13 protein-coding genes are annotated in these 17,223 nt (G+C 68.2%); all 13 read left to right on the top strand.

What is annotated here, in order from left to right; genetic code table 11:
• Positions 1-28: 28 nt before the first annotated feature.
• Positions 29-1,360 carry a pilus assembly protein TadG-related protein gene (locus B447_RS00160; RefSeq protein ID WP_002935450.1) on the top strand — a complete coding sequence of 444 codons (1,332 nt, stop codon included), beginning with the start codon at positions 29-31 and terminating at the stop codon, positions 1,358-1,360.
• Between the two features lie 11 nt (positions 1,361-1,371).
• Complete coding sequence (locus B447_RS00155) at positions 1,372-2,253, top strand: hypothetical protein (RefSeq protein ID WP_232431391.1); 882 nt, start codon at positions 1,372-1,374, stop codon at positions 2,251-2,253.
• On the top strand, positions 2,234-2,989 hold the full coding sequence (locus B447_RS00150) for a hypothetical protein (protein ID WP_002935446.1): 756 nt from the start codon (positions 2,234-2,236) through the stop codon (positions 2,987-2,989). Before B447_RS00155 ends, B447_RS00150 begins: the two co-directional genes overlap by 20 nt.
• Positions 2,986-3,780 carry a hypothetical protein gene (locus tag B447_RS00145; protein ID WP_002935445.1) on the top strand — a complete coding sequence of 265 codons (795 nt, stop codon included), beginning with the start codon at positions 2,986-2,988 and terminating at the stop codon, positions 3,778-3,780. Before B447_RS00150 ends, B447_RS00145 begins: the two co-directional genes overlap by 4 nt.
• Complete coding sequence (locus B447_RS00140) at positions 3,777-3,962, top strand: hypothetical protein (protein ID WP_002929251.1); 186 nt, start codon at positions 3,777-3,779, stop codon at positions 3,960-3,962. Before B447_RS00145 ends, B447_RS00140 begins: the two co-directional genes overlap by 4 nt.
• Complete coding sequence (gene cpaB / locus B447_RS00135; RefSeq protein ID WP_002935443.1) at positions 3,959-4,810, top strand: Flp pilus assembly protein CpaB; 852 nt, start codon at positions 3,959-3,961, stop codon at positions 4,808-4,810. The genes B447_RS00140 and cpaB overlap by 4 nt, the downstream gene beginning before the upstream one ends.
• 63 nt (positions 4,811-4,873) lie before the next feature.
• The gene (locus B447_RS00130) at positions 4,874-6,286 is read left to right on the top strand and encodes a type II and III secretion system protein family protein (RefSeq protein ID WP_002935439.1); all 1,413 of its coding nucleotides are present in this window, start codon (positions 4,874-4,876) and stop codon (positions 6,284-6,286) included.
• Positions 6,287-6,300: 14 nt separating this feature from the next.
• Positions 6,301-7,974, top strand: coding sequence for an ATPase, T2SS/T4P/T4SS family (locus tag B447_RS00125; protein WP_002935437.1), 1,674 nt, complete (start codon positions 6,301-6,303; stop codon positions 7,972-7,974).
• Positions 7,971-8,819, top strand: a complete 849-nt coding sequence (locus B447_RS00120) for a type II secretion system F family protein (RefSeq protein ID WP_002935436.1) — start codon at positions 7,971-7,973, stop codon at positions 8,817-8,819. The genes B447_RS00125 and B447_RS00120 overlap by 4 nt, the downstream gene beginning before the upstream one ends.
• Positions 8,816-9,730: a type II secretion system F family protein gene (locus tag B447_RS00115; RefSeq protein ID WP_051018739.1), complete on the top strand. Its 915-nt coding sequence runs from the start codon at positions 8,816-8,818 to the stop codon at positions 9,728-9,730. Before B447_RS00120 ends, B447_RS00115 begins: the two co-directional genes overlap by 4 nt.
• Complete coding sequence (locus tag B447_RS00110; protein ID WP_002935434.1) at positions 9,727-11,019, top strand: DUF192 domain-containing protein; 1,293 nt, start codon at positions 9,727-9,729, stop codon at positions 11,017-11,019. The genes B447_RS00115 and B447_RS00110 overlap by 4 nt, the downstream gene beginning before the upstream one ends.
• Before the next feature lie 16 nt (positions 11,020-11,035).
• Positions 11,036-16,468: a DUF6531 domain-containing protein gene (locus B447_RS00105; RefSeq protein ID WP_002935433.1), complete on the top strand. Its 5,433-nt coding sequence runs from the start codon at positions 11,036-11,038 to the stop codon at positions 16,466-16,468.
• Positions 16,469-16,482: 14 nt separating this feature from the next.
• Complete coding sequence (locus B447_RS00100) at positions 16,483-17,181, top strand: hypothetical protein (protein ID WP_002935427.1); 699 nt, start codon at positions 16,483-16,485, stop codon at positions 17,179-17,181.
• Positions 17,182-17,223 lie beyond the last annotated feature (42 nt).

The following is a 17,223-nucleotide window of genomic DNA, read 5'->3' as shown; positions in this document are numbered from 1 at the left end:
GGGCAGGCGGACAGAACCGCATACGCCCATGACGCCCAGGCAGCGCGGACAGGCACTCCCGATCGGGCTGCTGCTGGTCCTTGCCGTCGCGGCCACCGCACTCTTCCTCTTCAACAGCGGGCAGCTTGTGCAGGAAAAGCTCCGCCTCACCAATACGGCCGACGCGGTTGCCTACAGCGCCGGCGTGTTCGAGGCACGCATGCTCAACTACGACGCCTACGCCAACCGCGCCATCGTCGCCAACCAGGCCGCGATCGGGCAGGCGGTCGCAGTGGCATCGTGGGCCAGGTACATGGGGACATCAGCAGCCACGATCGGCCCCTACATGCACCTCATACCAGGCGTCGGCACTGCGCTCGCCCGCGCCATGGAGCGTTTCGAGGACATCATGGACACCCTGACGCCCGCCCTTGCGGTTACCGTCGCCAACCATGACGCAGCCATCCAGGCGCTGGCGCTGTCGCAGCAGCTCATGCACGGCCCGGGCGACAGCCTTGCCCTTGCCGGACGCCTCGTGCTGATGCGGCGCATCGCCCAGGAAAACGACCCGCAGGCCGTCGTCGACCCGATCCCGCTCACCGACGACTTTCTCGGCTTCACCCGCAACTACGCCTCGCGCGCCGAAAGGCAGCGCATGGGCAGGCTGGTCAACGACGACCGGGAGGCCTTCCTGCGCACTCGCAACTGGAACTTCGGTGTCGTCGTGCTCTGCCATGGCATCGAGTTGCGCAAGCGCGGCAGCACCGAACTGATCGGCCTGGTCGACGGCTGGAAGTCGATGGACACCTTCTCCGCTCACAACCATCGCTTCAGCCGCCGCTTGCGCTGCCGACGCAGCGAAAGGCCGATCGGCTATGGCACGGCCGCATCCGCCGACAGCTTGGCAGACCGCGCATACGACTATGCTGGGTCGCGCCCCACCAATCCCCGGGCGAGCAGGCAGGCCGACTCACCCTCGGGCATGGCCCGGGGCTTTCCCGCCAGCACCTTGGGCGGCGGCGCCGTACCGACCTTCCGCGAACTCTCGGACCGGGCCCTGGCTGCGGACAGTCCGCGCACCCGCCTCAGCATCCGCGTCACCAAGCCCGGCTCGACCCAGCGCTTCTCCGGCGGCACAAGCAGCGTCAAGCCCACTGGGCGGCTGCAGCTTTTCGACGGCGCAATGCTTGCCGGCACGAGCGCGGCAATCTCAAGCGTCGAAGTCTTCTTCGAGCGTCCGGACACCGGCAACCCCCGTTATCCCGGCCGCATCGAGCGTGGCAGCCTGTTCAACCCCTACTGGCAGGCTCGCCTTGCGCCCGTATCCGCAGCCGAACGCGCCCAGGCCCAACTGCGCCAAGGCAGCGTCCAGCTCCCGTGAGCCCCACCGTCATGTCATTCCCGCCCCAACGGTCCTTGATGGCCTGGATCCACCTGCTGCTGGCCGCAACCTGCCGCCTTCCCGTCCCGAACCATCCGATCGCAGCGGCGAGCATCGTCGCGGTGACCCTTCTTCTTGCGGGCAATGCCATGGCCATCGGCACGCTTCCAGGGGGCTACGTGATTCATCGCGAAGCCAGCGTTCCTCCTGCACGCAAGGCCGCGCAGGCCGTTCTCCCCGGCTTGCGCGCCGCCTGCGAACGCGAAGGTGTCGCGTTCCGGTTCGGCGGCGATCTCGACAAGGTCGGCACCTACCAGGTCATCGAGCACCACCACCCGGGCGTGCGCAAGTCTTCGGTCGTCAAGCGCCACCATGAACTCGTCGCAATCTCGCGCTGCCATTACGAGGTGCGCGTGCGCGAAACCACCAGGATCAGCCACTTCGGCCCCAGGCAGCGCACGGTGCTGAACCGCGAGATCGACCCCGTACGCGGGCCCCAGCCGTGGCGCCGCAGAGCCATGCCGCATCTCGAGCACGACACGGCCGCCCTGCTGCGTGATGCCCTGTCCCTCGACAGCCTGGCACCCGCCGTGCCGACCGCAGGCGAGGCGGCACTGAAGCCCGCCGCCGGACAGCGCGAGGATCGCATCGCCGGCCGATCGTGCCGCTGGGTGCAAAGCCCGCCGCCGGTCGAGGTGCGCAGCTGCGTACTCCCCGAGGGCATCGGCATGCCCATCGACGACAGCCTCAGTACCGAGGTGATCAGCACCGGCAGCGACGGCACGGAGCGCGTTCTGGAGGTCCGGGTGGTGCGCTTCGAAGGACCGATCGATCTGCCGGCAAACGTGTTCGAGCCACAGGAGGACGCGGGCGATGCTGCCCAAACCCGCTGATCGCGCCCGCATCCGCGGCCAGTCCAGCGTCGAGTTCCTGGCACTGGCGCTGGTGTTGCTGCCCCTGCTCCTGATCGTGCCCTTGATCGGCAAACAGCTCGACATCGCGCAGGCGGCAGCGGCCGCCGCCCGCTATGCCGCCTTCGAGGGCACGGTCCGCCACGGCGGCAGCCTCCAGCCATGGAAACCCGACGCCGTGCTGGCAGACGAGCTACGACGGCGATTCTTCAGCACCAGTTCGGCTGCCATCAAGACCGGCGACGTGGCTGGCGACGTCAGCGCCGACCGCAATCCGCTGTGGTCCGACCACCGCGGTGGCGCACTGCTGCCGGTGTTCTCCACCCACGTCGGCGTAGAAAGCCGGCGCCAGGCACTGTCACAACCGGTGGGTGCAGTGTTCGCGGCGGGCATGGGCCTGGACAAGAGCAACCTGCATACAGCCAGGCTGCGGGTGGGTGTCGCGAACGTTGCCGGCCTTGCGCCTTTCGACGCACTCGGTCTGTCGATCGAGCGTCATGCCACGGTGCTGGTCGACCCATGGACGGCCGCTGGCCCGGCAGCCGTGCGCAGCGCCCTGCGCCGGGAACCCTGGAATCCCGTCGGCCCCTTCCCGTTCGGCCCGCTCGATACGCTCGTCTCGGCGCTTCGTCCCTTCGCCGCCGTGCTCGAGGGTAGCCAGCTACCCGACATCGGCCGCATCAACCCTGACATCGTCCCCGCAGACCGCATGCGATGAAGAACCTGCGCACCCTGCCTGCAGCCGTCACGTCCATTGTCGTCGCATCACCCGCGCAGATGCCGGCCGACCGGGCATGCATCCCGCCGCTGGGCGTGAAACGCCTGCTCCTCGCCTGCCTCCTTTCCGTCTGCCTTTCCCTTGCCAGCCCAGTCCCGTCACAGGCGGGCGAGCTGGCAGCAGCCTGGCCGACGCTCGCACACCCGCGAGAGTCACACATCGACGAAGTCGGTGGGCAGATACGCATCAATGGCACGCCGATGCGTATCGTACGCGTACAGGCCGCGCTCCCCGTCGACGCCCTCGCCAGCCACTACCGGCAGGTGCTCGGCCAGCCGCATGCCGAATCGCAGGCTGGTGGCGCCCAAGTGCTGGCGCAAGGCCGCGGCAACTTCTTCATCACCATCACGCTGCAGCAGTTGCCCGATGGCGGCAGCGAAGCGCTGGTGGCAGTGGCGGACAGCCACGGCGCACGCGCGGCTGCGGGCAGGCCTCTCGGCCTCGACATACCGGCGGGTACGACCCTGCTCTCGGACATGGAATCAGCCGACGGCGGGATCGCCTCGCGCCAGTTCGTGCTGGCCAATACCCATAGCCTGCGGGTCAACCTCGATCGACTGTCCGCAACACTCGCCCGCCGCGGCCTGCATCCCGAGAGCCCGCCGGTCAGGGGCAGGAACGGCGCATTGCTGCAGCACTTCGGTGGCACCTCCGGCCAGGCGCAGCTCGTCCTGATGCGGCACGAGAACCAAACCCACGCCGTCCTCACCCTGCTCTCACGCCAGCCATGACTCGCCCCCCAGCTTCCTGCACACGCGGCCAGGCCCTTACCGAGTACCTCGTCGCGCTCCTCGTACTGGCGATGCTGATCGGCTTTGGCAGAGCGGGAGACAGCTCGGTGGTCGACACCCTGCTCACTGCCATCCACACCGCCTTCAACCGCCTGAGCGCCTTCATCTCACTGCCGCTATGACGCCAACCAACACGCCGCCGCGCGCCCGCAAGCACTGGGTGGTGCTCGCCTTCGCCCTCGCACTGGGCGGTATCGCCGCCTTTGCCGCAAGCAACTACCTGTCCAGCCGCATGGCCGAGATCGAAGCCCGCGATCGAGACGCTGACACGGTCCACCTGATCGTCGCCAAATCCAACCTGTCAGGCGGCGCGCTCATCACGCCCGAAACCGTTGCCGTGCGCGAGATCCCGCGCGCCTGGGCGCATTCCGGTGCGATCACACCCGAGCAGTTCAGTCGCGCAGAGGGCTCGGCACTCGCCCACCCCGCGGCGATCGGCGAACCCATCCTGTGGGCGCAACTGGAGGGCAACCGTGCCCCCAGCTTCTCGGCCCGTCTGCAAACCGGGCAACGCGCGGTCACCGTGCCGGTCGACGAGATCAGCTCACTGTCGGGCATGGTCGAACCGGGGGACCGTATCGACATCGTGGTCTCGATACGCGACGCCCATCGCAACTACACCTTCACTCTGCTGCAGAGCGTAGCGGTGCTCGCCACCGGCAGCCAGGCCGACGCCGAGAGCGCCAGGGCCGACGGACGCCACGGCGGCTATACCACCATCACCCTCGACACCAACCCCGAAGACGCCAAACGCGTCATCGCCGCGCGCGAGATCGGCCGTGTCACGGCGCTGCTGCGAGCGCCCGGCGACCACTCGCCGGTGTCCTCGCTCATCACCGACACCCATGCCCTGCTTGGCCTCCCCAAGGGCGACAGCCGGAGCGTGAGCAGCGTCCCCGTCATCTATGGCGGCGGCCCGATCACCAACGGCCTGCAACTCACACCACACCGGGAAGCCCCCCTCGACTGACGCCTCCCCGCGATCCGTCCGCTACCGATCCCCCTCCACCTTCGCCACGCGCCGAGCGACCCGATGCACTTCCTCACCCACACCCTGCTTCGCCTGTTCGCGCTCTGCTGCCTGACCACCGCGGCGGCAAGCGCCGCGCCGGCTACCGGATCGGCCAGCCGCAGCGCCGAAATGCCCGAGCTCACCCTCTTCCAGGGCGAGACGCGGGTCATCACCGAACCCAACGTCGGCCGCCTGGCCGTAGGCAACGGCAAGGCCTTGTCGGCGGCGGTGCTCGACGAGCGCGAGATCCTGCTCATCGCCAACGAGATCGGCACCTCATCCCTGCACATCTGGACAGCCAACGGGCGCAACCGCCGGCTCAAGGTCACGGTCGTCGCCGCCGAGACACCACGCGTGAATCGCGAGATCGCGGCTTTCCTCGCCGACATTCCGAACGCACGCAGCACCGTCATCGGCGACCGAATCGTCATCGAGGGCGACAACCTGAGCAACCGCGACCAGGCCCGCATCGAAGCGCTCGCCAAGCACTACCCGCAGATCCTCAACTTCGCCAACCCGGTCGGCTGGGAAAAGATGATCGTCATGGAAGTGCAGATCGCCGAGTTCCCGGTCAACATGCTGCGCGAGGTCGGGCTGGCCTGGACCGCCACCGGCGGCGCAGCCATCGGCGGCATCTGGATGCCCGGCCGGCGCGGCAACACCCCCTTGCAGATCGACGTTCGCACCGGCGCCGAGAACGCCCCGCCCATCGTCAGTCCCGACGGCAGCGGCAACCCGGTGCCACTGGGCTCGAGCCTCAACGTGCTGTCCGCGCTCAATGCCGGGCTCAACGCCCAGTTGCGCCTCATGGAGCAGAACGGTTCGGCCAGCATCCTCGCCCAACCCATCCTGTCCACCCGCAGCGGCGCCGAGGCGAGCTTCCTCGCCGGCGGCGAGTTCCCCTACAGCGTCAGCAACATCAACGGCACCACCATCCAGTTCAAACCTTATGGCATCCGCCTCGAGATCTCGCCCACCGTCGATCACAACGGCGTGATCCGCGCCCGCATCATGAGCGAGGTCAGCGACCTCGACCCCTCCGTCATGAGCGCTGCCGGCCCCGCGCTGCGCACGCGCAAGACCGAAACCGAGTTCAACGTCATGGACGGCGGCACCATCGTGCTCAGCGGGCTGCTCAGCCGCGACGTCAATGCCTCCATCGACAAGGTGCCCCTGCTCGGCGACATCCCGGTGCTTGGCGCCCTGTTCCGTTCGCGCCGCTTCCAGAACAACGAGACCGAGCTCGTCGTCTTCGTCACGCCCTACGCCGTGGATAGGCACACCCTGCAGCAGGCCGAGAGCATGCTGCGCGCGCGTCAGCGCCTGGAAGACGCTCCGCGCGCACCCGAACCCGACCTGTCGGCCATCCCGTGGCCCGCCGCCCCGGTCGAGGACCGACCGATTCCGGGCACGCACGACCCGCTCTACAACTGAGCGGGGCCGACGCCATGTTCCAGGTCACCATTCTCCAGCCCGAAGGCGCCCCTCGCATCGAATCGATCAGCGAGACCTCCGCGGTCATCGGCAAGGGGCGCGAATGCCGGCTGCAGCTTCCCGGCTGGAAGGTCGGGCGCGAGCATGCACGCATCTACCGCACCAAAGCCGGGCTGTTCATCCAGGATCTCGGCCAGTTCTTCGGCACCAGCGTGAATGGCGTGCGCGTACATCAGCACGGCCCGCTTGCCGCCGACGACCGCATCGTGGTCGGCCCCTTCACCCTCATCGTCACCGACCAACTTCAGCCCACACCCGCCGGCGCCCCCGCAGCGCATGCGGCGGACACAACGCAAGTACACGCGCCCCAGCCAATGGCCGCAGCCGCGGGTCCTGGCACACGTACCGCCGCCACGCCCGACCAGTACTGGCGCCGTCGTATCCACGAAGCCCTGCTCGACGCCATCGACCTGCGCCGCCGCGACCTCGTACGCATGAGCGACGACGAGCTGCGCGCCGAAGCCGAGTCCCTGCTCGTCGAGCTGATCGACAAGGAAACCGCCCTGCCCGATGGCATCGACCGCGACAGCCTGCGCCGCGACGTGCTCAACGAGGCCGTCGGCCTCGGACCACTGGATGAGCTGCTCGCCGACGAAGCCATCAGCGAGATCATGGTCAACCGCCACGACGAAATCTTTCTCGAGCGCCACGGCCGGCTCGAACGCCACCCCGGCAGCTTCACCAGCGAGCGCGCGGTAATGGGCATCATCGAGCGCATCGTCACCCCCATCGGCCGGCGCATCGACGAGGCGTCACCGATGGTCGACGCCCGGCTCAAGGACGGCTCGCGCGTCAACGCCATCATCCCGCCGCTTGCCATCAAGGGACCGGCGCTCACCATCCGCAAGTTCGGCCGCAAGCTCTTCTCGCACGCCGACCTCGTCGCGCTCGGTGCGATCAGCGCGCAGATGGCCGAGTTCCTGCGCGTCTGCGTGCAACAACGCAGGAACGTGCTGATCTCGGGCGGCACCGGCTCGGGCAAGACCACGCTGCTCAACGTGCTATCGAACTTCATCCCCGACGGCGAACGCATCATCACCATCGAGGACGCCGCCGAGTTGCGCCTCGCCCACGCCAACCTGATCAGCCTGGAGGCCCGCCCACCCAACGCCGAAGGCCGCGGCCAGGTGGCCATCCGCGACCTCGTCAAGAACGCGCTGCGCATGCGTCCCGACCGCATCGTGGTCGGCGAGTGCCGTGGGGGCGAGGCGCTGGACATGCTGCAAGCCATGAACACCGGGCACGACGGCTCGCTCACCACCCTGCACGCCAACAGCCCGCGCGACGCCCTCGCCCGCCTCGAAACCCTGGTGCTGATGGCCGGCATGGATCTGCCGCTGTCAGCCATCCGCGAACAGATCGCCTCGGCGATCGACATCGTCGTGCAGCAGGCGCGCCTGCCCGACGGCCGGCGCGTAGTCACCGGCATCGTCGAAGTCGCCGGCACCGAATCGGGGCGCATCCAGATCCAGGAGCTCTTCCGCTACGACCAGCTTGGACGCGACGGCGACGGGCGCGTACAGGGCCGCTTCTGCGCCTGCAATGCAGTGCCGGCCTTCTACGAGACGCTGGCCGGCGCCGGAGCTGCACTCGACCTGGCGCTCTTCGACGGACCGCGCGACGCATGAAGCTCGACCTCGTCCTGCTCATCGTCGCCCTCACCGTGGCCTTGCTCGTATGGGCACTGGCCGATCTGGTCCCACGCTTGCTGCATGCCTGGCGCAACCGCTTCACCCGCGAGACCGGCTTTCACCTGCGCGAGCTATTCCTGTTCATCGATCCGGCCCGGCTCTATGCGCTCAACCTGGCCCTCACCGTACTCGCCGCAGGCGCGGCCTGGCTGGCCAGCGGCAGCCTCGCGCTGGCCTTCATCGTCGCCCTGCTGCTCGCGATCTCGCCCGGCGCGATCTTTCGCTGGCTGCGCACGCGCCGGCTCGAACGCATCGAGCAACAACTGCCCGATGCCCTGCAGATGCTGGCCGGCACCGCACGCGCGGGCCTGTCGCTGCCGGCAGCGATCCGCCAGGTCGGCAGCGAGCTGGCGCCACCGCTGCAGCAGGAACTGCTGTTGCTGCAGCACGAACAACGCTTGGGCGTCAGCCTGGACGATGCACTCGAGAACCTCGCCCTGCGGGTGCCTGCACAGCCGGTAAAGCTCATGGTGTCGGCCATGCGCATCGCCTCGGAGACCGGCGGAGGCCTGGCCGAGACACTCGAACGTACCGCCACCACGCTGCGCAGCCAGCATGCCATGGAGCTCAAGATCCGCGCCCTCACGGCCCAGGGCAAGCTGCAGGCCTGGGTCGTGGGGCTGTTGCCGGTGTTCCTGCTCTGGGTGCTCACCCGCATGGAGCCGGAGGCCATGGCCTTGCTGTGGACGACGCGCATGGGCTGGGCCGTGCTGGCCGTGGTGCTGGTCATGGAGCTCACCGGCGTGCTGCTCATCCGTCGCATCGTGAGCATCGACATATGAGTCCGTCTGCAACGCCCCTGTTGTCCGCGTTCGAGCCGCGCTGGGTCGTGGGTGGCCTGGCATTCGCCATGGGCCTGTCAGTGGCGCTCGTCGCCTGGCTGCTGTCGCGCGCCGCCGCGGCCGTGCCACGCCAGGACAGGCTGTGGCTCGATGCGCCTCCGCCGGCCTACCGCATCGTCTGGTGGCCGATCCAGTGGGTAGCGCACTATCTGCGCGCGCTACTGCCCGAGCGCCAGCAGCAGGCCTGCCTGGGCCAGCTGCGCCTGGCCGGCCTGGACTACGCGCTCGACCCCGCGCAGTTCATGGCCGGACGCGTCATCTGGGGGCTGCTGTGCGCAGGGTTCGGCGGCTGGCTCGCCGGCGGCTTTGCACTCGCACCGCAGTGGCCGGCACTGGCCGGGCTCGCGCTCGGCACCTTCTTCCCACTCGCCTGGCTGCGCGACCGCATCCAGAGCCGCCGCCGGCAGACCTTCAAGGGTCTGCCCTTCATGCTCGATCTCATCACGCTGTGCGTCGAGTCCGGGCTCAACCTCAACAGTGCCATCGCGCAGGCCGTCGCCAAGGGGCCCGCCGGGCCGCTGCGCGATGAGTTTGCCCGCCTGCTGCGCGACGTGCGCGCCGGCAAGGCGCGCAGCGAAGCCTTGCGCGAGCTCGCCAGCCGCCTCGACCTGCCCGCGGTGTCCAACTTCGTCACCACCTTGATCCAGGCCGAGGCCACCGGCATGAGCCTGGGCCCCATCCTGCGCGCCCAGGCCGAACAACGCCGCACCGAACGCTTCGCGCAAGCCGAAAAATTGGCCATGCAGGCCCCCGTGAAGCTGCTCTTCCCGCTGCTGTTCTTCATCTTCCCCTGCGTGTTCGCGATCCTGATGTTTCCGATCGTGATGAAGTTCATCGGGGCCGGGCTTTGAGCGTCGAGCCGCTGAACATCCGCCGCGCCGAGCACTTCCTTGCGCGCCTGCGCGGCCTCCTCGGCACCGCCGCCCTGGCGCCTGGCCATGCCTTGCTCATCACCCCCTGCGCTGCGGTCCACACCGCATTCATGCGCTACCCGATCGACGTGGTTTTCATCGACGCCGACGAGCGCATCGCCAAAGTGGTCGAGGCGCTACCCCCTTGGCGTGCCACTGCCTGCGCCAGCGCCCGCCACACGCTCGAATTGGGCGCAGGCGAGGCGCGCCGGCTGGGGCTCGTCGCGGGCATGCGCCTCGACCTCGCCGCGGGCGCACGGCCTGGACTCGCCGCGCCCCACGGCAGGCGCGAGCGCGGCGCCACCCTGGTGGAGTTCGTCGTCGTCGGCCCGCTGCTGCTCTTCATCCTGCTCGTGCTCATGCAATACGCGCTGCTCTTTCATGCCAAGAGCCAGCTCAACTACGCCACCTTCGAGGCCGCACGCGCAGGCACCGTCGACAGCGCCCGCCCCGCGGCCATACGGACCGCCTTCGATCGTGCCATGACGGGCTACCACGGCGGCGGCACCACTACTGACGAGCTCGCTGCGTCGCGCGCCCGCGCGCTGGCCGAATCGCCCTTCGCCCGCATCGAGATCCTCTCGCCGACCAAGGAGAGCTTCGACGACTACCACAGCCCCGCCCTGGCCACGCGCCTGGGCCTGTCCGCGCGCGTCATCCCCAACACCCACATCGCCCACCTCGAGTGTCCGACCGACCGCCCCAGTTGCAGCCGCAACCCTGCCACCAACGCCAGCGGCCAGAGCCTGCACGACGCCAACCTGCTCAAGCTGCGCATCACCTACGGCATCCCGGTCCGCAAGCAGATCCCGCTCGCGGGCCCCTTCATGGCCCGTGCCAGCGCACTGCTCGACCCCGCCGACCGCGACACCTTCCGCACCAGCCTCCTCGCCCAGGGCCGCATCCCGGTCGTCGCCCACACCGTCATGCGCATGCAATCGCCCGCCATCGAGGCCGGCAACGCCTCCATCCCCGGTCCGGGCAATGCCGGCAAACCCTCCGACCCCGGGCCACCGCCAGACGGACCGACGCTGCCCCTGTGCCCGGTGACGGACCCGGCGTGCACCAGCGTGCCGCCACCTGAAGCCGAGCCGGATGAGGATCCCGACGAGGAGCCGCTTCCGGACGACTGCAACCCGCTGACCGACCCGGGCTGTGGATCACCTCCCTCTTGCGAGGCCCCCTCGGACTGGCTGCGAAGCAGGCCTGCACCCGCTCAGACACCATGACGACGCATCAACACGAATGAATCGCGCCCTCAAGCCCGCCTCCCCTGCCCACGTACGCAACGCAGTCGCCCGTGCCCTGCTGGCGCTACTGCTGGCGATGCCCCTGATCAGCGGTGCGCAACTGTCTACGAACGGTGGTGGCTCGTCCTTGCCCCAATCGCGCCCGAGCGATACGAGCTGCACCCCCTCCGATGGCGGAAACCCTGGCGGCGCGCAGGCATGCGCTGAAGCGGCCCCCGCCAGCCAGGACGAACCGGACGGCGTCGGACGGGCTGCCGGCAACCCGATCGACGTCATCACCGGCAACAAGTACCAGAACGAGACCGACCTGCCCGCGCTACCCGGCCCCCTCGGTCTCGAGATCGTGCGCCACTACAACAGCGCTCAGGCCGGCACAGACTCGCAGCTCGGGCTGCTCGGTCGCGGCTGGCGGCTGTCGTACGAGACCGACCTCCACGCCAATGGCGACCAGTTGCTCATCATCCAGGCCGACGGCAAGCACCTGAGCTTTACCGCAACGGACGCGGGCGGGCGCCGGTACTCCCACGCCGACCCGGCGCGCGGGACGGTCATTGCCCTGCGCTCCCCACAATCCCCGAACAGGCAAGGCCATCGCTGGACCTGGCCAGACGGTCGCGAGCTCGACTTCGATGCGCGCGGCAAGCTCGTGCAGATCCGTCTGCCAAGCGGCGAATTCCTCAGTCTCACACGCGGTCTCGACGGCGAACTGATGAAAGTCACCGACCCGCAGGGACGCAGCCTGAACTTCGAGTACGCCCCACGCAGGAGCCGCGGCTTCCGTGGCGTCGTGGCCATCACCAGCCCGCTCGGGCGCTTTACCTATTCGCACCAGAACGAGCGCACCCTGCCAGGCCTGAGCAACCTGGTCGCCGCGACGCTGCCCGACGGCACAACCCGGCGCTATCACTACGGCGCCGACATCGGCGAGTCCGCACCCGGGTGGCCCCACCATCTCACAGGGATCACCGTCGTCGGCAAGCGCCCTGATGGCACCGCCGCCGACGCCCAACGCCTGTCGACCTATGCCTACGACGCTGCCGGCCGCGCGGTAATGAGCGTGCGCGGCACCCCGCGACAGCGCGACGCGTCAGGCCAACTGCTGCGTGGCAGCGGAATCGAACAGGTGGACCTGCGCTTCAGCGCCCCGGACCGCACCGAACTCACCAACAGCCTGGGCGAGACCACCCGCTACCGCCACACGCGCATCAACGGCGAACCGCGCCTGCTCGAAGCCATCGGCCCAGGCTGCGCGCGCTGTGGCGAGACGAACGTACGCTACGCATACGACCGCTACGGCGCCCTGACCGAGATCACCCGCCTCGATCCGGGCGCCCGCCCGCTTGCCTCCACGAGGATCGAGCGCGATGCACTGGGCCGCGTTCTCCGAGAGAGCCATATCGCCTACGCCGGCGGCAAGCCCTTGCCTGCGCGGCTGCTCGCCCGCTACGCGTACACCGACGCGAACCCCCGCCCGGTGCTCATCGCACGGCCCAGCGTCATACCCGGCAAGGAACACCAGATCCGCTTCACCTACAACGACCACGGCCAGCGGATCGAAGTGACCGAGTCCGGCTTCAGCCCACTGGACGCCGCCGGCGAGCCCGCTGCCTCCGCCGAGGCGGCCACGCCGATCAGCCGCACCACCACCTACGCCTACACCGCGGTCAACGGCCGCAGCCTGCTCGCCCAGATCGACGGGCCGCTGCCCAATGGGCCCAATGGAGATCCAGGTGATTCGGATGTCACACGCCTCGACTGGGATACTCACGGTAGCTTCGTGATCAGGCTCACGCAGCCCGGCGGGCTGCAAAGCGCGCTGCAGCATCACCCCCAGACCGGATTGCTGCGACGTGTGGTCAATGACGAGGGCTTCGAGACCACATTCACCTACAACGCACGCCAGCAAATCACGAGCGTACGCAGCCGGGGGCCGGGCTGGTCAATACCCCTCGAGCAGCGAATCCACTATGACGAACTCGGCAACCCGACCGAGGAAGCGCACCTCGGCCAAGCTGCCGCGAGCTGGCGCCGGCAGTGGGACACCCAGGGCCGCCTGCTGTGGCATGCCAGCGCCCTCGGAGTGCTGAGCAGCTACACCTACGACACCGAAAGCCGCCTGACCGAGCACACGCTCCAGAGCGCGAGCCTCACGCAGTCACGGCACCGTCGCTACGACGACCGGGGCCGGCTCGCACACGCCTGGGACAACGCCGGGCGCAGCTTGAAATGGCGCTACGACGAGCACGGACAACTCGAACGCGTGATCGACGCCCTCGGGTTCGAACACGCGGTGCCGGCGCGCATATCCCCACTTCCGCATGAGCTCGCCCAGGCCACCCAGGTGCAAGCGCTGCGCGACGACTTCGGCCGCCAGGTATGGCGGCGCAGCCCCGACACCGGGACCGTGCTGCGCGAGCTCGACGCCGCCGATCGCATCGCCGCGATGCGTGATGCGCGCGGCAACCTCGCCCGCTACGAATACGACCCGCAAGGCCGCATCCTGCGCCAGGTCATCACCGACGCTGCGTCGAACAAGGAGGAAACGACCCACTGGCGCTACGCCGGCAGGCGTCTGATCGAACTTGTTCATCCCACTCAGAGCGAACGCTACGAATACGACGCGCGTGGCCTGCGCAGCGCGCGCATCGTGCGACTCGCCACCGAACAGGGCGAGCTGACCTCAGTCACCCGCTACGAGCACGACGAGGTCGGCCGGCTCGTCGCCACCACCCTGCCCGACGGCAGCCGCCTGCGCTACGAGCGCAACGGCCAGGGCCAGGTCGTCGCACTCATGCTTGGCAGCGTCCAGACGCCGTGGCTGCGCCAGCTCGAACGCGAGCAACTCATCGCGAGCGACTTCGAGCGCGACCTCGCGGGCCTGCGCGCTCACTCCGCCGGCAACGGTATCCAGACCCTCTACCAGCGCAGCCGCGAAGGCGTACTGGCACGGGTGGTACATCGCCACCGCACACCCGAGCAGGTGCGCCTGGCCGGTTACCCGTCGGATCCCGTGCAGCTTGGGCTCAGCCGACAGGAGGTAATCGAAAGGCTGCTCGGCATTGCACCCGCCCGCGCTCAATCCCCGAACGGCACGCAAAGTCACGCATCCATGGCGGCAAACTCCTCCGCCAAGGCAAACCCCGATGCGGCCCTCTTGCCGGGCGCCCTGGGCCTTCCCGAAGATCCCTCGGCACTGCTGGACCACCGCTACGTCTGGGACGCGCGCGGCAACCTGCTGCATAGCCGCCAGCAGGCAGCCCACGCCGGTGCGCAGCCCACCTGGCATAGCCACGCCTACGACCGGCACAACCAGCTGTTGGTCTCGGTCGAGTGGCACGCGCAAGACAAGGCGCTGGCCGAACAGGCCGTGTGGCGCTACGCATACGACCCGACCCAGCGCCGCGTGCTCAGCCAGCAGGACGTCGGCTCACAAGCCGAGCTGCGCGCAGGCACGCGCCGTAGCGCCTTCGAGCCCGGCAGCCACCGACGCATCGATGCGGACCGCCCCCCCGCCCGCTACAGCGCCAGCGGCCAACCCGAGCAACTGGGCAGCCGCGAATACGACTGGGACGCCCGCGGCCGCCTGGTCGAGGTACGCGAGCACGGCAAGACGCTGGCACGCTACGGTTACGACCACCGTGGCCTGCGCAACGTCAAGCATGCAAACGGCCAGACCCGCTACACCCTCTACGACGAAGCGCGCCAGCCGCTGGCCGAGTTCGACGCCCACGGGCGCATCCTGCGCCAGTACGTGTGGCTGGCCGATCTGCCCGTGGCCGTCATCGACCGGCCCCAAGGCGCCGCGCCGACGCCGGCTGCGCAAGGCACCGCAGCCCGCATCATCGGCGACCTGATACGCCTCGTTCAAAGCTGGCTCGCCGGCTCCAAAGGCATCGTCTGGCTGCACGGCAACCACCTCGGCGCGCCGGAACTCGCCACCGACACTCAAGGCCAAGTGCTGTGGCGTGCGCACTACGCGCCCTTCGGGGCGGCCAACGTCCACTCGGGCGGCTTCACTCTCAATCTGCGCCTGCCCGGCCAGTACCTTGATGCCGAGACCGGGCTGCACTACAACCGCGCACGCTACTACGACCCGGAACAAGGCCAGTACCTCAGCCCCGATCCACTCGGCACCCCGGACGGGCCCAACCCCTACGCCTACGTCGCGTACAACCCGCTCCGGTTCATCGATCCGGACGGGCTCATCCTGTTTGCGTTCGATGGCACGGGCAACAGCGACGACCGCAACGATCCGGCAATGGGGGGCGACGGGTTCACGAATGTGGTCCATTTCCGGAACGCCTACGATAACGGCAGAGCCCGCTACGTCAGCGGCGTCGGCACGGTGCATCGAGACGACAAGCACGGCCACATCCGACCGGAAGATTACGCGACACACACCCTGCTCTGGTGGCTCACGCCCGGGGACCCCGTCTACGTCAACGACATGGGCGGCAACTACTCGGGACCGGCTCGCATCGATCGGATGATGCTGTACATACGGGACGAGGCTGCCGCGTTTGACAAGAACAAGGTCATGGACATCGACATCGTGGGCTTTAGCCGCGGCGCGGCTCAGGCACGCGATTTCGCAAACCGCATCGTGGCCGGCTCGGTGGTGCTCAATGGCAAGACTTACTATAAGTACACCACCGAGGATGGCAAGCCGGGCTGCCAGTGGGTCAACTTCCGCTTCATGGGCCTCTTCGACACCGTGCTCTCCACCAACTTCAGCGGCACGGGTTACAACCTCGGCATACCAGGCGAGTTCGCCTACGTCGCGCAAGCGGTGGCGCTCAATGAGCACCGCTCGGGGGCGATCGGGGAGTACTCGCTTCGCAATCCCAAGCCGCACAGCATGCACTGGGGCGGATTCCCGCTGCAATCGATCGGGGCGAGCAGCACCGCCCAGGGTCAGATCCGTATCGAGCGCGGCTTCATCGGCGCGCACGCGGACATAGGCGGCGGCTACCCGGACGACGAACAGGGACTGTCGCGAGTTGCGCTGAACTGGATGGTGCAGCAGGCAAAGAATGCAGGCGTGACCATGAAGGATGTACCACCGATTCCGATGAACGCCGTCGTGCTGCACGACCAAAGCAACGTCATCCGTGTGGGCGACCCGCGGGTCCTGGTTCCCAAGGAGGTAACCCACGGCGACATCCCCTGGATCGACTACGTCTTCACCGAGGACCGCGAGGTCCGCGGTGCCACCTCGGGTGGCAGCCAGCGCACCATGGGCTTCGACAACGGCGGCATGGTCCATGCCGACACGCTGAGTTACATCACCTGGCTGCCGCGCGAGGTCGAACAGCTGGGCAAGGGCACGGCGCTCGACCCGCGCAAGCTCGGCAACGTCACCGGCACGGTGGACATGCAGGGCTACCTGGAGTGGCTGCGTGATCCCAGTAACGGATATGGATTGTAAGGAGATACAGCGAGATGAACTTGACGAGACGACGCCTTGTGCTGGGTTCGGCCGCTTGCGTGCTGCTGAGCGGCTGCCGCAGCTCGCCGCCGCCGGCCCCCAAGCCGACAACCCCCGAGCAGGCGCGCTACCTGGAGAGCCGCGAACGCATGCTCAAGAGGTTCGGTCGCCCGGGCTTCGAGCTGGTGGTCGATGCGATGGACGGGCAGGAGTTTCTCGGTGTCGAGTTCTTTCCGGAGGATGCGAAGTACCCGTTTTACCAAAAGGGGGGGCAACGGTTACAAACACAAACCAAGATGGTGCTCTCGCAGCCAGTGCCCGAACGGGTGCGCGTCGTGTGGCGGGACTCCAGCAAGTTCGTACCCGACGGTCGAGCGCTCTACGCCGGCAACATCATCGGCGACGAGATCTTCGAGGTCGGCTCGCGCATTCCACAGGCACTGATCGACGAGCTCAAGCGCGACCCGCGCGGCAACCTCCGACTGAAGTTCCGCATGAGCGAACAGGGCACGCTGCTCGGCTGGGACATCGAGCGCAGGCCGGGGTTTGACCCGAAGAAGCGCGATGAGTATGGCGAGGCCGTGTATGTCGCGCCCGTGCACTCGTTCGCAGGAGGTGATTTCCGCGAAGCCAAAATACTCGACGGAAAACCTGTACGCAAAGGCTGGTACCTCGACAAGCGCACCGGCAGGAAGATCGAGACCGACTACTGAACAATGCCAGTACCGTCTCTGCTGGTGCAGACACTCAAGACA

The organism is Thauera sp. 27, from assembly GCF_000310125.2.
Lineage (GTDB): Bacteria > Pseudomonadota > Gammaproteobacteria > Burkholderiales > Rhodocyclaceae > Thauera > Thauera mechernichensis.
The sequence above is the reverse complement of the archived record's forward strand: the minus strand, read 5'-3'. Positions and strand labels throughout refer to the sequence as shown.